Annotated in this window: 11 protein-coding genes; 3 read left to right on the top strand and 8 right to left on the bottom strand. The window is 73.2% G+C overall.

The genetic code is table 11. From position 1 onward, the window contains the following. Positions 1-400 precede the first annotated feature (400 nt). Complete coding sequence (locus tag ACH436_RS20105) at positions 401-1,027, top strand: GNAT family N-acetyltransferase (RefSeq protein WP_430561973.1); 627 nt, start codon at positions 401-403, stop codon at positions 1,025-1,027. A 54-nt stretch (positions 1,028-1,081) separates the two neighbouring features. On the opposite strand, the gene ACH436_RS20100 is transcribed toward ACH436_RS20105, so the two are convergent. The 6 genes from ACH436_RS20100 to ACH436_RS20075 all read right to left on the bottom strand — a co-directional run bounded on the left by ACH436_RS20100 (position 1,082) and on the right by ACH436_RS20075 (position 8,240). Beyond that, complete coding sequence (locus ACH436_RS20100; protein ID WP_430561972.1) at positions 1,082-2,056, bottom strand: sugar phosphate isomerase/epimerase family protein; 975 nt, start codon at positions 2,054-2,056, stop codon at positions 1,082-1,084. A 79-nt stretch (positions 2,057-2,135) separates the two neighbouring features. Beyond that, on the bottom strand, positions 2,136-3,137 hold the full coding sequence (locus ACH436_RS20095) for a sugar phosphate isomerase/epimerase family protein (protein WP_430561971.1): 1,002 nt from the start codon (positions 3,135-3,137) through the stop codon (positions 2,136-2,138). Between the two features lie 91 nt (positions 3,138-3,228). After that, positions 3,229-4,422, bottom strand: coding sequence for a Gfo/Idh/MocA family protein (locus tag ACH436_RS20090; protein WP_430561970.1), 1,194 nt, complete (start codon positions 4,420-4,422; stop codon positions 3,229-3,231). 67 nt (positions 4,423-4,489) lie between these two features. Then, complete coding sequence (locus tag ACH436_RS20085) at positions 4,490-5,557, bottom strand: substrate-binding domain-containing protein (RefSeq protein ID WP_430561969.1); 1,068 nt, start codon at positions 5,555-5,557, stop codon at positions 4,490-4,492. A 128-nt stretch (positions 5,558-5,685) separates the two neighbouring features. Next, complete coding sequence (locus ACH436_RS20080) at positions 5,686-6,690, bottom strand: ABC transporter permease (protein ID WP_430561968.1); 1,005 nt, start codon at positions 6,688-6,690, stop codon at positions 5,686-5,688. Continuing rightward, positions 6,687-8,240, bottom strand: coding sequence for a sugar ABC transporter ATP-binding protein (locus ACH436_RS20075; protein WP_430561967.1), 1,554 nt, complete (start codon positions 8,238-8,240; stop codon positions 6,687-6,689). Before ACH436_RS20075 ends, ACH436_RS20080 begins: the two co-directional genes overlap by 4 nt. A 124-nt stretch (positions 8,241-8,364) precedes the next feature. On the opposite strand from ACH436_RS20075, the gene ACH436_RS20070 reads away from it, so the two are divergent. After that, a complete protein-coding gene (locus ACH436_RS20070; RefSeq protein WP_430561966.1) occupies positions 8,365-9,498 on the top strand; it encodes an ROK family transcriptional regulator in 1,134 nt (377 codons plus the stop codon). Positions 9,499-9,523: 25 nt separating this feature from the next. Continuing rightward, positions 9,524-10,417: a dihydrodipicolinate synthase family protein gene (locus ACH436_RS20065; RefSeq protein ID WP_430561965.1), complete on the top strand. Its 894-nt coding sequence runs from the start codon at positions 9,524-9,526 to the stop codon at positions 10,415-10,417. Between the two features lie 83 nt (positions 10,418-10,500). On the opposite strand, the gene ligA is transcribed toward ACH436_RS20065, so the two are convergent. Both ligA and adhE read right to left on the bottom strand, forming a co-directional pair. Beyond that, entirely contained in the window at positions 10,501-13,005 is a 2,505-nt protein-coding gene (gene ligA / locus ACH436_RS20060; protein ID WP_430561964.1) for an NAD-dependent DNA ligase LigA, read from the bottom strand. 46 nt (positions 13,006-13,051) lie between these two features. Continuing rightward, positions 13,052-15,781, bottom strand: coding sequence for a bifunctional acetaldehyde-CoA/alcohol dehydrogenase (gene adhE, locus ACH436_RS20055; protein ID WP_430561963.1), 2,730 nt, complete (start codon positions 15,779-15,781; stop codon positions 13,052-13,054). Positions 15,782-15,812 lie beyond the last annotated feature (31 nt).

The following is a 15,812-nucleotide window of genomic DNA, read 5'->3' as shown; positions in this document are numbered from 1 at the left end:
AAACACACTGTTGAGTTCTCAAACAACCGACGCACACCGCAGAACCAGAACTTTCCGTTCCGACCCTCCCGGGGCAACCCCTCAAACTTACCAGACTTTTTCGGCCGTTCCGACCGCCTGTTTCCAGCCGATCGAACCGTCCGACAGAAGTCGGAAAGCCCCCGCACCGATGCCCGGGGCGCACGAATGCTTCCCGATCCTCGATGTGAGTTCCAGCCCCGGTCGGCCACCTGAGCTCCGGTCTCCCGGATCGTGCTCCTCGGTGTCCGTCTCCCTGTCGGGCTGACGTCGTAGAACATTACACGCTCCGCGGTGCCGGGCCAACTCCGTCGGCGGTGACGCGGGGCACACCCCCTCCCGCCCCCGGACTGCGGCCCGGACCGGGGTCCAGAATCGTGGCGTGACCACCCCGCAGACCGCTCCCCAGCCCCCGGCCTCCGTCGTCGTCCGGCCCGCCCGCGCCGACGAGGCCGCCCACGTGGCGTGGCTCGCCGCGCTCACGTTCCCGCTGGCGTGCCCGCCGGGAACCTCGGTGGCCACGATGGCCGCGCACGTGGCGGCACACCTGAACCCGAGCGCCGTCCGCGCCTGGGTCGAGTCGGACGGTCATGCGCTGCTGGTCGCCGTCGACGGCCGCCAGGACGCACGCCCCGGACGGGACACGGCCGGCACGCCGCTCGGCTACGCCCTGGTGGCGTTCGGCCAGCCCGACGGCGCCCAGGAGCGGGAGGTGCTGGACGCCGTCGCCGGCCCCGGACCGTACGCCGAGCTCTCCAAGATCTACGTGCACCCGGACCAGCTCGGCGGCGGGATCGCGGGCCGCCTCCTCGAGGCGGCCGTCTCGGCCGCGCGGGAGCTCGGTGCCGCCGGGGGCGTCGACGCACCCCTGTGGCTCGGCACCAACGGGCAGAACGCACGGGCACAGGCCTTCTACCGCAAGCACGGCTTCGAGGTCGCGGGCACCCGCACCTACGACGTCGGCGGCGTCCGGCACGACGACGTCGTCATGCTGCACCGTCCCGGCTGACCACCCGTCCGGCGGGCGACGACGACGTTCGAGCCGCCGTCGTCGCCCGTCCCGTCATCCCTTCGCGCGCAGGGCGAGGATCTCGGCCGCGCTGCGCTCCGCGTTCCCGAAGGAGTCCACGGGGAAGGGCGGCTCGGCGACCGAGGCGGCGTTGTCCTGCTCCCAGATGCCGTGCTGGCGGCCGGACCCCGCGAGCGCCCCGAGGAACTCCTGGTAGTCCAGGTCCCCCACCCCGAACTCGACGATGTCGTAGCCGTTCGACGACCCCGGGTTCACGCGGCCGTCCTTGAGGTGGAACATCGGGTAGCGGTCCCGGTGCGCCAGCACGTACTCCACCGGCTCGAACCCCGGGTAGAGGTGCCGCCCGACGAACGCCCAGAACACGTCCATCTCGAGGTAGACGGCCGCCGGGTCCGTGTTCTCCAGGAACACGTCGTACAGCCGCACCCCGGGGGCGTCGGCCGCGAAGCCGAACTCGTGCTGGTGGTTGTGCTGGTAGAACTTCAGCCCGCGGGCCGCGGCCGCCGCACCGAACCCGTTGAACTGCTCCGCCGCCGCGAGGTAGCCCCCGACGGTCCGGTCGTTCGTCGGCGCGTTTGCCGTGCCGACGTGCGCCATCCCGAGGGTCTGGGCGATGTCGAGCTCGGCCTCCATGTTCCGGGCGAAGTCCGCGATGCCCCGGTGCGAGCCCACGGCGACGAGGCCGTTGTCGTCCAGCAGCGTGCGGATCTCCGCCGGCGTGATCGCGCCGACCGCTCCCTGTGTGTACCCCGCGAACTCCACCTCGCGGTACCCGAGGGCGGAGAGCCGCTCGAAGACGGCCCGGAAGCCCAGGGACGAGACCTTGTCCCGGATCGAGTAGAGCTGGATGCCCAGCTTGCCCGGCGGGACGAGGCGGCGCCCTCCGCCGGCGACGGACGCCGCCGACGCCGTCACCGCCGTCGAGGTGACGGCCGCGGCCCCCACCGCGACCGTGGAGCCCGCCAGGCGCAGGAACGTCCGGCGGTCGAGCTCGGTACGACTGGTCATGCTGATCCCCTTTGATCAGGACGCCGGACCACCCGGCGCCACGCTGTCGCGAGATGTCACGAGCCGCGGGGAGGCGCGGTCAGCGCTGGGAGAACGCGGCGTCGAACGCCGCCTCCGGTGCGTCGAACGCGAGCCGTCGCACCAGCTCCAGCGCCTCGGGCGCCCCGACCAGCCGGTCCATGCCGGCGTCCTCCCACTCGATCGAGATGGGGCCCGTGTACCCGATGGTGTTGAGCATGCGGAACGCGTCCTCCCACGGCACGTCCCCGTGCCCGGTGGAGATGAAGTCCCACCCGCGGCGCGGGTCCGCCCAGGGCAGGTGGGAGGACAGCCGGCCGTTGCGGCCGTTGCCCATCCGCTTCTTCGTGTCCTTGCAGTCCACGTGGTAGATCCGGTCCTTGAAGTCCCACAGGAAGCTCACCGGGTCGAGGTCCTGCCAGACCATGTGCGACGGGTCCCAGTTGAGGCCGAACGCCTCGCGGTGGCCGATCGCCTCCAGCGTGCGCACCGTCGTCCAGTAGTCGTAGGCGATCTCGCTGGGGTGCACCTCGTGCGCGAACCGCACGCCCACCTCGTCGAAGACGTCGAGGATCGGGTTCCACCGGTCGGCGAAGTCCTGGTACCCAGCCTCGACCATGGCCTCCGTGGCCGGCGGGAACATCGCCACGTACTTCCAGATCGACGACCCCGTGAAGCCGACGACGGTGTCCACGCCGAGCCGCGCCGCCAGCCGGGCGGTGTGCTTCATCTCCTCCGCCGCGCGCTGCCGCACGCCCTCCGGGTCGCCGTCGCCCCACACGACGTCCGGCAGGATGTCGCGGTGCCGCTCGTCGATCGGGTCGTCGCAGACGGCCTGGCCCTTGAGGTGGTTGGAGATGGCGTACACCTTCAGCCCGTGCCGCTCCAGCAGGTCGAGGCGGGACTGCACGTACGCGTCGTCGTCCCACCGCCACGGGTCGAGGTGGTCGCCCCAGCAGGCGAGCTCGAGGCCGTCGTAGCCCCAACCGGAGGCCAGGCGGGCCACCTCCTCCAGGGGCAGGTCGGCCCACTGGCCCGTGAACAGGGTGATCGGTCGTGCCATGGTGCGGGTCTCCTCGTCGAGATCGGCGGGTCGTGACGGGTGATGACGGGGCGGGCGACGGCGTGGCAGGTGACGGCGTCGCGCGGGGCGGTCAGCCGGGCAGGTCGACCCAGACGTGACCGCCGTCGGAGCTGCGCTCGACGGCGTCGAGCACGCGCTGCACCGCGAGGCCGTCGGCGAACGACGGGGTCGGCTGCTTCCCCGCCGCCAGGTCCCCCACGAGGTCGACGACCTGGTGGGTGAACGCGTGCTCGTAGCCGAGCCCGTGCCCGGCGGGCCACCAGTGCCCGCCGTACGGGTGCTCGGGCTCGGTGACGACGATCCGGCGGAAGCCCGCCACCTGCGCGTCGTCCTCTGCGTCGAAGTAGTGCAGCAGGTTCATGTCCTCGAAGTCGAAGGCCAGGGCGCCGCGGGTGCCGCTGATCTCCAGCCGGATCGCGTTCTTGCGCCCCCAGGCGTACCGCGTGGCCTCGAAGGTCGCCGTCCCGCCGCCCGACAGCCTGCCGAAGAAGATCGCCGCGTCGTCGACCGTGACCGGGCCGGTGCCCTCCCCCGCCTCGCCCGACAGCCCGGAGAAGCTCGCGGGCACCGGGCGCTCGCGCACGAAGGTCTCGAGCATGCCCGTCACGCCGACGAGGCGCTCGCCCGTGACGAACTGCGCCAGGTCGACGACGTGCGCGCCGATGTCGCCCAGCGCCCCCGAGCCGGCCTTCTCCTTGTCGAGGCGCCACGACAGCGGGGTGGCCGGGTCGGACAGCCAGTCCTGCAGGTACTGGGCGCGCACCTGCCGCACCTCGCCGATCCGGCCCTGCTCGACCAGCCGCCGCGCGAGCTGGATCGCGGGGACGCGGCGGTAGGTGAACCCCACCGCCGCGAACACGCCGCGCGCGGCCGCGGCGTCGGCCACCCGGACCATCTCCTCGGCCTCCGCCACCGAGTTCGCGAGCGGCTTCTCGCACAGCACGTGCTTGCCCGCCTCGAGCGCCGCGACGGCGATCTCGGCGTGCGTGTCGCCCGGCGTGCACACGTCCACGAGGTCGACGTCGTCGCGCGCGACGAGCTCGCGCCAGTCCGTGACGGCGTCGTCCCAGCCGAGCCGGTCCGCCGCCGCACGCACCCCGTCGGGGCTGCGGCCCGCCACGACCCGCATCCGCGGGGCGAGCGGGAGGTCGAAGAACCGCGGCGCCGTGCGCCACGCGTGCGAGTGCGCGGCTCCCATGAACGCGTACCCGACCATCCCGACGCCCAGCGTCGGCGTGCCCCCTGCCGTGGCGTGCTCGCTCATCGAGCGACCTCCGTTTCCTTCGTGCTCGTGCTTCGTGCGTGCGGGTCGTGCCGTGAGCCTGCGGGCGTCAGGACCGGAACCCGATGGACATGTACTGGTCGACGTTGTCCGCCGTGACGACCGGTGCGTACAGCTGCGTGGTGCGCGGCACGCCCGCGGAGGCCAGGTCGCCCATGTTCTTGTTCTGCACCACCAGGCGCGCCAGCTTGATGCCGTCGGCGGCCTGCGTCGACGGGTAGACGACGGTCGCCTGCAGCGGCGTGTCCCCGGCCTTGATGTGCTCCATGACGTCGAGCGAGCCCGCTCCGCCGACCATGAAGAACTCGTTCCGGCCGGCGTTCTCGATCGCGGCCAGCACGCCGACGCCCTGGTCGTCGTCATGGTTCCAGATGGCGTCGATCTGGGGCTCCGCCTGCAGGAGGTTCGACGTCGCCGTCTCGCCGCCCTGGACGGTGAAGTCCGCGGCGACCCTGCGGTCGACGTCGAGCCCGCAGTCGGACAGCGCGTCCTCGAAGCCCTTGCTGCGGTCCTGGGTGAGAGGCAGCGACTCGATGCCCTGGATCTCCGCGACGACGGCGTCCGGCTTGTCGGCGAGCTGCTCGCAGATGTAGGTGCCGGCGCTCACGCCCATGCCGTAGTTGTCGCCGAGGATCGTGGCGCGCGCCGCGAACGGGCTGGAGAACTCGCGGTCGACGTTGATGACCGGGATGCCCGCGTCCATCGCCTTGGTGGCGACCTCGGTGAGCGCCGCGCCGTCGAACGGCAGCAGCACGATGGCGTCGACCTTGTCGTTGATGAACTGCTCGATCTGGCTGATCTGGACGTTGACGTCGTTGGTCGCCTCGGCCTGGCGGAGCTCCACGTCCGAGTACTGCTCGGCGGTGTCGACCGCCGACTTGGTGATGGCGCCCATCCAGCCGTGGTCGGCGGCGGGGGCCGAGAAGCCGATGACGACCTGGTCGCCCGGCTCGTCGTTGCCCTCGGCCGCCACCTGCGGCGCGGCCGAGGTGTCGTCCTCCGGCGGCTCGTTGCTGGTGCAGCCGGCGGCGAGCAGGACGGCGGTGGCGGCCGTGGCGGCGAGCGCGACGGTGCGCCGGCCGCGGGCAGGACGCTCCAGCGCGGTGCGTGCGGACATGTGATCATCCTCGATTCGGTCCGGCCGTGCCGGGCGGGTGGCCCGGTGCGGAGTGGTGCGTGGGTGGTGCGTGGGGGTGCGGATCGTGCTGGGGTGCTGACGGTGCGGGAACGGTCAGGACGGGGACGTCAGGTGGACGTGGTGCGCCGGGCGAACCGCTGCTGGAGCAGGACGGCGACCACGATGATCGCGCCCTTGGCGACGTTCTGGGCGGAGATCGACAGGTTGTTGATCGTGAAGACGTTGGTGAGCATCGAGAAGATGAGGACGCCGATCACGGTGCCGACGATGGTGCCCCGGCCGCCGATGAGCAGCGTGCCGCCGACGACCACGGCGGCGATCACCTCGAGCTCGTAGTACAGCCCGTTCGTGGAGGTGCCTGCCGTGGTGCGGCCGAGCATCATCACGCCGGCGATGCCGGAGGTCAGGCCCGACAGCGCGTAGACGTACAGCAGGTGGCGCTGCACCTTGATGCCGGCGAGGCGGGAGGCCTCGAGGTTGCCGCCCAGGGCCACCGTGCGCCGCCCGAAGGTGGTGCGGTTGAACAGGAACCAGCCGGCGACGGAGACCACCGCGAAGATCCACACGAGGACCGGGACGCCGATGAGGTCGCCGCGGAAGAAGTCGAGGAAGCCGGCGACGGAGACGACCTGCGTCTGCCGACCCGAGATCATCTCCGCGAGCCCGCGGGCGGCGATCATCATCGCCAGGGTCGCGATGAACGCCACGACCTTGCCGTACGCGATGATCACGCCGTTGATGACGCCCGCCGCCGTCCCGACCGCGAGCGCCGTGAGCACCATGACCGTCCAGTGCACGTCCTCGGCCATCGTCTGCGTGGCGAGCGTGCTGGCCCACACGGAGGAGAGCCCCACCAGCGAGCCCACCGAGAGGTCGATGCCGCCGGCCGTGATCACGAACGTCATCCCGATGGCGAGGACCCCGGTCACGGACGCGAGCCGCAGGATGGTCAGGGCGTTGTCGAGGCTGGCGAAGCGCTCGCCGCCCGTGATCACCCCGACGACGGCGACGAGGGCCAGGGCCACGACGAGCCCGATCGTGCGGCCGGCGGGACCGGACAACCACGAGGGGCGCGCCGCCCTGCCGGGCGGCGTCTCGACCTGGGTGCTCATGCGGTGGTTCCTTCCATGACGAGGTCGAGCACGCCGTGCTCGTCGATGTCCTGCGCGGGTGCCCGGTGCACCACGCGCCCTTCGGAGACCACGAGCACGTGGTCGGCGAGCCCGAGGACCTCGGGGATCTCGCTGGAGACGACGACCACGGCCGTGCCGGCGTCGGCCAGGCGCCGCACGAGGGCGTACAACTCGGAGCGTGCGCCGACGTCGACGCCCCGCGTGGGCTCGTCGAGGAGCAGGACGTCGCAGCCGTGCACGAGCCACCGGCCGAGCATGGCCTTCTGCTGGTTGCCGCCGGAGAGGGTGCGGGCCGCACGGTCGACGTCGGCGGGCCGCAGGTCGAGGGCCGCGACCTGCTCGCGTGCCGCGGCGCGCTCGGAGCGCTCGTCGAGCCAGCCGCCCCGGGCGATCCGCGCGAACGTCGACAGGGTGATGTTCCGGTAGACGGGCTCGTCGAGGACGAGGCCCTGGCTCTTGCGCTCCTCGGGGCACAGCCCGATGCCGGCGGCCACCGCGGAGTCGACCGACCCGGCACGCAGACGCCGCCCGTTGACCGAGACGGCGCCCGACGTGCGCCGGCGCGCGCCGTAGAGCGTCTCGAGGATCTCGGACCGGCCCGCGCCGACCAGGCCGGCCAGGCCCACGATCTCCCCCGCCCTGACCTGGAACGACACGTCCTCGAACGTGCCCGCGAGGCCCAGCCCGTCGACGTCGAGCACCACGGGTGCCCCGTCGGGGACGCCGGGGCGCTCCGGGAACACGTACTCGACGGTGCGGCCCGTCATGAGGCGGATCAGCTCGGCCGTGGGCGTCGTGGCGGCGGGGAGGTCGCGGCCGACGGTGCGCCCGTTCTTGAGCACCGTGATGCGGTCGCCGATCTCGCGGATCTCCTCGAGGCGGTGGGAGATGTAGACGACCGCGACACCCTGCTCGGTGAGCGCGCGGACCACGCGGAACAGGTTCTGCACCTCGCCGGCGTCGAGCACGGCCGACGGCTCGTCCATGACGATGACGCGCGCGTCGTGCGACAGGGCCCGGGCCATGGACACGACCTGCTTGCCCGCCGCGGAGAGCCCGCCGACCTCGTGGTGCGGCGAGATCTCGGGGTGGCCGAGCCGCGCCAGCAGCTCGCGCGTGCGGGCGGTGGCCTCCCGCCGCTGGGTGAAGCCCCCGCGGTCGAGCTCGTGGCCGAGGAACACGTTCTCCGCGACGGTGAGCCCGTCCACGACGTCGAGCTCCTGGTAGATCGTCGCGACGCCGCGGTGCAGGGCCGCGACGGGGTGCGGGATGACGACCTCCTCGCCGTCCAGCACGATCCTGCCGGCCGTGGGCTGGTGCGCCCCGGCGAGAACCTTGATGAGGGTGGACTTCCCGGCGCCGTTCTGCCCGAGCAGGCAGTGCACCTCGCCCGGGAGCACGTCGAGATCCACCCCGTCCAGCGCCTTCGCGCCGGGGAAGTGCTTGACGATGCCCTCCATGCGCAGCAGAGGGGCGGGGGCGTCGCTGCCCTCCGGCGGTGCCGCGTCGTCGCGGTCCACGTCGACCATGGACTGAACCTAGGACGCACTTCTGTCGATCGTCAAGCAAAAGACGGGTGTTATTCGATCGTGATTGACTACGGTCATGACGGAAGGTGCAGCGGCCGGACCTCGGACGCCTGGGGCCGGCGAGATGTTCCAGCTTCTGCGCGACGGGCGCGCCCGCACACGGGCCGAGCTCGCCACCCTCACCGGGCAGGCCCGGTCGACCGTCGCCGGACGCATCGACGCGCTCATGGCCGCCGGCCTCATCGCCCCCGCCGGCGAGGCCACCTCGACCGGCGGGCGCCCGCCCGCCACGTTCGCGTTCAACCCCGCGTCGCAGGTCGTGCTGGGGGTCGACCTCGGCGCCACGCACGCCCGTCTCGCCGTCACCGACCTCGCCTCCACCGTGCTCGCCGAGCTCGACGCGCCCCTCGCCATCGCCGACGGGCCGGAGCCCGTGCTCGGCTGGGTCGCGGACGCGGGCCGCAAGCTGCTGGAGACCGCGGACCGCTCCCTCGACGACCTCGCCGGGGTGGGCGTCGGCCTGCCCGGGCCGGTCGAGCACGCCACCGGGCACCCGAACAACCCGCCGATCATGCCCGGCTGGGACGACGCGGACGTGCCCGGGATCCTGCGCGGCCACTTCGACGCCCCGGCCCTCGTCGACAACGACGTCAACATCATGGCGCTCGGCGAGCACCGCATCGCCTGGCCCGACGTCTCCGACCTCATCCTCGTCAAGGTCGCCACGGGCATCGGGGCGGGGATCATCGCCGACGGCGCGCTGCGCCGCGGCGCCCAGGGTGCCGCGGGCGACGTCGGGCACATCGCCGTGCCCGGCGCGGAGGACATCGTGTGCCGCTGCGGCAACGTCGGCTGCCTCGAGGCCATCGCCAGCGCGCAGGCCCTCGCCGCGCGGCTGCGCGCCGAGGGCCTGGACGTGTCGGGGCCCGCCGACGTCGTCGCGCTGGTGCGCGGGGGCGACGTCACCGCCGGACGCGCCGTGCGCCAGGCCGGCCGCGAGATCGGCAGCGTCCTCGCGGCCACCGTCAGCCTGCTCAACCCGTCGGTCATCGTGCTCGGCGGCATCCTCGCCGAGGCCGGCGAGCACCTGCTCGCCGGGATCCGCGAGGTCGTCTACCGACGCTCGCTGCCGCTCGCCACCCAGCACCTGCGCATCGCCGTCGCGCGCACCGGTGCGCAGGCCGGCGTGCTCGGCGCCGCCGCCATGGCCGCCGACCACGCCCTCTCCCCCGAGGCGGTGGACGCGCTCACGGCCTGAGCTCGCCGTCCGTACGATGCCGGGCATGACCTCGGCGTTCACCGGGCTCCTCGCCTACCCGATCACCCCCCTGGGCGACAGCGGCGAGGTGGACCTCGGCGCGCTCGAAGGGCTCGTGGCTCGCGCCGTCGACGCCGGCGTGGACGGAGTCGTCGTCCTCGCCACGTCCGGCGCGGGGGTCTCCTTCGACCACGCGGAGCGGGACGCCGTCGTGCGCGTGGCCGTCGCGGCCGCCGAGGGCACCCCGGTGCACGTCGGCGTGGCCGGGGAGTCGGTGCACCTGGTGGTGGCACGCGCCCGCGCTGCCCGTGACGCGGGCGCCGGAGGGCTGGTGCTGCCACCGTTCGCGTACCTGCCGCTCGACGGCGCGGAGGTCCGCGCGCTGTACGCGCGGGTCGCGGCGACCGTGCCCGGGCTCCCGGTCTGCTTCTACAACAAGCCCGTCCAGCTCGGCTTCGACGTGTCCCCCGCCCTGCTCGGCGCCCTCGCCGCCGACGGCTCCGTCGCTGCGGTGAAGGACCCGGCGTCGCTACCGGCCCGGCCGGGTGGGCGGGTGGCGGAGCTCCGCGCCCGGGCGCAGGCGCTCGCCGTCGGGCTCAGCGGAGACGCCGCACTGCTCGGTGGCGCCGAGCCCGCCGACGCCTGGCACACGGGGCTCGCGGCGCTCGCGCCGGCGGAGTACGTCGCCGTCCGACGGGCCCGGGCGGCGGGGACCGACGACGGCGGCGCAGCGGCCACCGCGCAGGCATGGCTGCTCCAGGCCGCGCACGCCGTGGCTGCCACCGGCCGGCCGGTGACCGCCCTGCACGCCCTCGCCGGCCTGCTCGGCACGCGGACGGCACCTCCCCGCGACGGGCTGGTGCCCCTCACCCCGAACGACGAGGCAGCGCTGCGGATGGTCGTCGCACAACGCCCCTGACGACCGACCCGGACGATCAGGCGGGCGCCCGGGCACCGCCGCGTGCCGGTCTCGCGGCGCGGCCGTCCGTCGTCCCCCGGACGTCAGTCGTCCTCGCCGATCTCCGCTCCGTCGTCGCCGGCGCCGTCCGTCGCGCCGTCGAGCGCGGCGGGGCCACCCTCCAGCAGGCGCGTGAACGCGGCCTCGTCGAGGATCGGCAGCCCCAGGTCCTCGGCCTTGGCAGCCTTCGACCCGGCGTTCTCCCCCACCACCACGTAGTCCGTCTTCTTGGAGACCGAGCCCGCCGCCTTGCCGCCCGCGGCGATGACGGCCTCCTTGGCGCCGTCGCGGGTGTACCCCTCGAGCGACCCCGTGACGACGACCGTCAGGCCGGCCAACGGCCCCGTCGGCCCCGCCTCGGCCTGCTCCGCCATCGCGGCCGGGCCGGGGTGGCCGGGCGTCGCGAACCGGACGCCGGCGGCCGCCCACGCCTCGACGATCTCGCGGTGCCAGTCCACCTCGAACCACGCCAGGACGGCGTCCGCGATGATCGGCCCGACGCCCTCGACCGCGGCCAGCTCCTCGCGCGAGGCGGCACGGATCGCGTCCAGGGAGCCGAACCAGTCCGCGAGCGCCCGGGCCGCGACCGGCCCGACGTGCCGGATGTTGAGGGAGACGAGGAGGCGCCACAGGTCCTTGGTGCGTGCGAGGCGGAGCTCCTCCAGCAGCTTCGTCGCCTGCGCGTTCTCCTCGTACAGGGACTCCCCGGCCTCGAGGGCCGCACGCTCCTCGGCTCGCGACAGCTTGCGCTTCTTCTGGAAGGGGCGCACCACCTTGACCGTGGCCGTCGACCCGTCGGTCCGCGTGATCTCGGCGGACTCGCCGCGGCCGTCCCACTCCTTGGGCAGCCCGGTCTCGGCGTCGCGCACCACCACCCGGATCGGGGCGAGCTGCTCGACCGTCAGCGTGAAGAGGTCCTTCTCCGTGTGCAGCGGCGGGTCCTTGGGCTCCAGGGGCTGCGTGAGCGCCGCCGCCGTCACCTCGCCCAGGGCCTCGACGTCCAGGCCACCGCGCGAGCCGATGTGCTCGACCCGCCCCCGCACCTGCGCGGGGCAGGACTCGGCGTTGGGGCAGCGCAGGTCGACGTCGCCCTCCTTCATCGGCCGCAGCGGGGTGCCGCACTCGGGGCACTCCGCGGGCATGACGAACTCCTCGCGCGGGTAGCCGTCGTCGGCCAGCGCCGTCACCGGCCCGAGGATCTCCGGGATGACGTCGCCCGCCTTGCGCAGCACCACCATGTCGCCGACGCGCACGCCCTTGGCCTTCACCACGTCCTGGTTGTGCAGCGTGGCCTGCCGCACCGTGGAGCCCGCCACCAGGACCGGCTCCATCACGGCGTACGGGGTGGCGCGGCCCGTGCGGCCCACGCCCACCTGGATCGCCACGAGCCGGGTCGTGACCTCCTCGGGCGGGTACTTGTAGGCGATGGCCCAGCGCGGGGCACGGCTCGTGGCGCCCAGGCGACGCTGGTCGGACAGGGCGTCCACCTTGACGACGATGCCGTCCAGCTCGTGCTCGATGTCGTGACGGTGGGCGCCGAACCACTCGATCATCCGGGCCACGCCGTCGACGCCCTCGACCACCCGGTTGTGCGGCGAGACGGGCAGCCCCCAGCGCGCGAAGTGCTCGTACGCCTCCGACTGCCGGGACAGCTCCGTGTGCTCGCCCGCCGTCCACTGCAGCGCGCCGATGCCGTGCACGTACAGGCGCAGCGACTCCACGCGGGCGAGACCGGCCTCGAGCTCGAGGCCCTCCTTCTTGTCGAGGAGCTGACGCAGCCCGCCGGCGGCCGCGTTGCGCGGGTTCGCGAACTGCGGGAAGCGGCGCAGCGCGGCGACGCGGGCGCGCTCCTCGTCGAACGGGCGCGCGGCCGCCGACCGGCCGCCGTGCCGCTCGCGGGCGTCCGCCACGACGCGGTCGCGCAGCTCGGCCTGGAGCGCGTTGAGGCGCTCGAACGACGCGACGGGGATGAAGACCTCGCCCCGGACCTCGACGAGGTCGGGGTGGCCGTCGCCCGCCAGCCGCCGCGGGATGTCGGCGATCCGCAGCGCGTTCTGCGTGACGTCCTCGCCCGTGCGGCCGTCGCCGCGGGTCGCCGCCCGGACCAGGCGGCCCTTCTCGTACAGCAGGGCGATCGCGAGCCCGTCGATCTTCACCTCGGACAGGTAGCCGACGTGCTCGGCGCCCAGGTCGCGGGCGACACGCGCGTCCCACGCGCGCAGCTCGTCGACGGAGAACACGTTGTCGAGGCTGAGCATCCGCTCGACGTGCTCGACCGTGGCGAAGCCGCTCGCGGCCGCCCCGCCCACCCGCTGCGTCGGCGACTCCGGCGTGGCGAGGGCGGGGTGCACGGCCTCGATCGCCTGCAGCTCGTGCATCCGCGCGTCGTACTCGGCGTCCGACACCTTCGGGGCATCGTCCTCGTAGTAGGCGCGCTGGTCCTCCTCGACCAGGGCGACCAGCTCGGACCACCGGCGCCTGGCCTCGGCCTCGTCGTGCACGGCGGCGCCGGTCGGGGTCGTGGCGGGCTCGGTCGTGGTGTCGTTCACCGGCCCATCATCGCGCGCGCCGCCGACATCCGCGGGGCGGTGCGCGTCAGGCGTCCACGGGCACCTGCTCCAGCGCCAGGCGCCGGTCGCGGACCTCCTCGCGGCTCGTGCCGTAGTACGTGGCGACCATGATGTCCTTCATGTCCTCGAGCATCGGCAGTCGCGGGTTCGCCGGGGCGCACTGGTCCTCGTAGGCCCGCATGGCCAGCGCGTCGAGGCCGCCCACGAACTCCCGCTCCGCGACCCCCTGCTCGGCGAAGCTCGACTCGATGCCCACCTTCGCCCGCAGCTCCTCGACGGCGCGGGCGTAGGACTCGACGCCCTCCTCGGGGGTCGACGCCGGCAGCCCCAGGTGCTTCGCGATCTCCTGGTAGCGCTCCGGGGCGACGTACCGCTCCGCCTTCGGCCAGCCGGTCACCTTGGTGGGCACCTGGCCGTTGTAGCGGATCGCGTGCGGCAGGAAGACCGCGTTGGTCCGGCCGTGCACCAGCCCGAACGTCGCGCCCACGGTGTGGGCCATCGCGTGCACGATGCCGAGGAACGCGCTGCCGAACGCCATCCCGGCGATCGTGGCCGCGTTGTGCATCTTCTCGCGCGCCTCGGGCGCCGCCTCGCCGCGCGTCACCGACGCCTCGATGTTCTCGAAGACCAGCTTGATCGCGTGCAGGGCCATGCCGTCGGTGAAGTCGTTGGCGTAGACCGACACGTACGCCTCGGTGGCGTGCGTCAGCGCGTCGAACCCGGAGTCGGCCGCGAGGCTCGCGGGCATGGTGCGGGTGAGCTCGGGGTCGACGATGGCGACCGACGGCGTGAGCGCGTAGTCGGCGAGCGGGTACTTGTACCCCGTCGCGTGGTCGGTGATGACGGCGAACGGCGTCACCTCCGCGCCCGTGCCCGAGGACGTCGGGATGCACACCAGGCGGGCCAGGTCGCCCAGGGGCGGGTACTGGAAGGCCCGCTTGCGCACGTCGAAGAACTTCTCGCGCAGGTCGGAGAACGCGACCTCCGGGTGCTCGTACTGGAGCCACATCACCTTGGCGGCGTCCATGGGCGAGCCGCCGCCGATCGCGACGATGGTGTCCGGGCGGTGGTCGCGCATGAGCTGCGCCCCGCGCTCGACGGTCTCGACGCTCGGCTCCGGCTCGACGGTGTCGATGATCTGGACGGCGACCGGGTTCGCCCGCCGCTGCAGGACGTCGAGGACCTTGTCCACGATGCCGATCTGGCTCATCACCCGGTCGGTGACGACCGTGACGCGCTCGACGCCGGGCATGTCCACCAGGTACTGGATGGCGTTCGGCTCGAAGTACGTCTTGGGCGGCACCTTGAACCACTGCATGTTGTTGTTGCGCCGGGCCACGCGCTTGACGTTGAGCAGGTTCACCGCGCTGACGTTGTTCGACACCGAGTTGTGCCCGTAGGAGCCGCAGCCCAGCGTGAGGGACGGGATGAGCGCGTTGTAGATGTCGCCGATGCCGCCGAGGGCGCTCGGCTGGTTCCACAGGACGCGCACGGCCTTGACCTCGTGCCCGAACCGCTCGGCGAGGGCCTCGTCCTGGGTGTGGATCGCGGCCGAGTGCCCCAGGCCGTCGAACTCCACCATCTGGGCCGCGAGCGCGACGCCGTGGTCGGTCGAGGTGGCCCGCAGGACGGCCAGCACCGGGCTGAGCTTCTCGCGGGTGAGCGGCTCGGCAGGTCCGACCGCCGCGCACTCGGCGAGGATGACCGACGTGTCCGCGGGCACGGTGAAGCCCGCCTGCTCGGCGATCCACTGCGGGCTCTTGCCGACGACGGCGGCGTTGAGCCGCGCCCCGGCGCAGTTCGCGGAGTCGGCCTCGACGCCGAAGACGAAGCGCTCGAGCAGCGCCTTCTCCTGCGGGGTGGCGCGGTAGGCGTGCATCCGGCCCAGCTCGGCCATCGCGTCGTCGTAGATCTCGTCGTCGATGATCACGGCCTGCTCGGAGGCGCAGACCATCCCGTTGTCGAAGCCCTTGGACAGCACGATGTCGTTGACCGCCCGGCCGAGCTTGGCCGTCCGCTCGATGTACGCGGGCACGTTGCCCGCGCCGACGCCGAGGGCCGGCTTGCCGGCCGAGTAGGCGGCCCGCACGAGCGCGTTGCCCCCGGTCGCGAGGATGAGCGACACGCCGTCATGGTTCATGAGGGCCGAGGTGGCCTCCAGGGACGGGCGCGTCACCCACTGGATGCAGTCGGCGGGCGCGCCCTCGGCGACAGCGGCGTCGCGCACGATCCGGGCCGCCTCCACGGAGCTGTCCTGGGCGCCGGGGTGGAACGCGAAGACGATCGGGTTGCGCGTCTTGAGCGCGATGAGCGCCTTGAAGATCGCGGTGGACGTCGGGTTGGTGACCGGCGTGATGCCGGCGACGACCCCGACCGGCTCGGCGATCTCGACGATGCCGCGCAGGTCGTCGCGGCCGATCACGCCGACGGTCTTGAGGTTCGCCATCGAGTGCGGCACGTGCTCGCACGCGAAGATGTTCTTCGTCGCCTTGTCCTCGAAGACGCCGCGCCCGGTCTCCTCGACCGCGAGCCGCGCGAGCCGCCCGTGCTCGTGGAGCGCCGCGACGGACGCCTTCTTGACGATCCGGTCGACGTCCTCCTGCGTGAAGGCGTCGTACTGGCGCAGGGCCTTCAGGCCGCGGGCGACGAGCGCGTCGATCTCGTCGTGCGCCGTCGGGCCCGTGCCGGCCGTGGTGGCGGCATCGGCTGGTGCGGTGGCTGGTGCGGTGGCGGTGGTGCTGGCGGTCGTGCTCACGAGTGTCCCCTCCCGGGGCCCGTCCGTCGGG

Origin of the sequence: Isoptericola sp. NPDC019693 (assembly GCF_044389085.1) — a bacterium.
GTDB lineage: Bacteria > Actinomycetota > Actinomycetes > Actinomycetales > Cellulomonadaceae > Isoptericola.
The sequence above is the reverse complement of the archived record's forward strand: the minus strand, read 5'-3'. Positions and strand labels throughout refer to the sequence as shown.

What these genes read in the sequence shown, in the direction of transcription:
- ACH436_RS20065 (WP_430561965.1), top strand. Translation starts at nt 9,524, where the DNA reads ATGACCTCGGCGTTCACCGGGCTCCTCGCCTACCCGATCACCCCCCTG.
- ACH436_RS20100 (WP_430561972.1), bottom strand. Translation starts at nt 2,056, where the DNA reads ATGACCAGTCGTACCGAGCTCGACCGCCGGACGTTCCTGCGCCTGGCG.
- ACH436_RS20095 (WP_430561971.1), bottom strand. Translation starts at nt 3,137, where the DNA reads ATGGCACGACCGATCACCCTGTTCACGGGCCAGTGGGCCGACCTGCCC.
- ACH436_RS20070 (WP_430561966.1), top strand. Translation starts at nt 8,365, where the DNA reads ATGTTCCAGCTTCTGCGCGACGGGCGCGCCCGCACACGGGCCGAGCTC.
- ACH436_RS20090 (WP_430561970.1), bottom strand. Translation starts at nt 4,422, where the DNA reads ATGAGCGAGCACGCCACGGCAGGGGGCACGCCGACGCTGGGCGTCGGG.
- ACH436_RS20075 (WP_430561967.1), bottom strand. Translation starts at nt 8,240, where the DNA reads ATGGTCGACGTGGACCGCGACGACGCGGCACCGCCGGAGGGCAGCGAC.
- ACH436_RS20080 (WP_430561968.1), bottom strand. Translation starts at nt 6,690, where the DNA reads ATGAGCACCCAGGTCGAGACGCCGCCCGGCAGGGCGGCGCGCCCCTCG.
- ACH436_RS20085 (WP_430561969.1), bottom strand. Translation starts at nt 5,557, where the DNA reads ATGTCCGCACGCACCGCGCTGGAGCGTCCTGCCCGCGGCCGGCGCACC.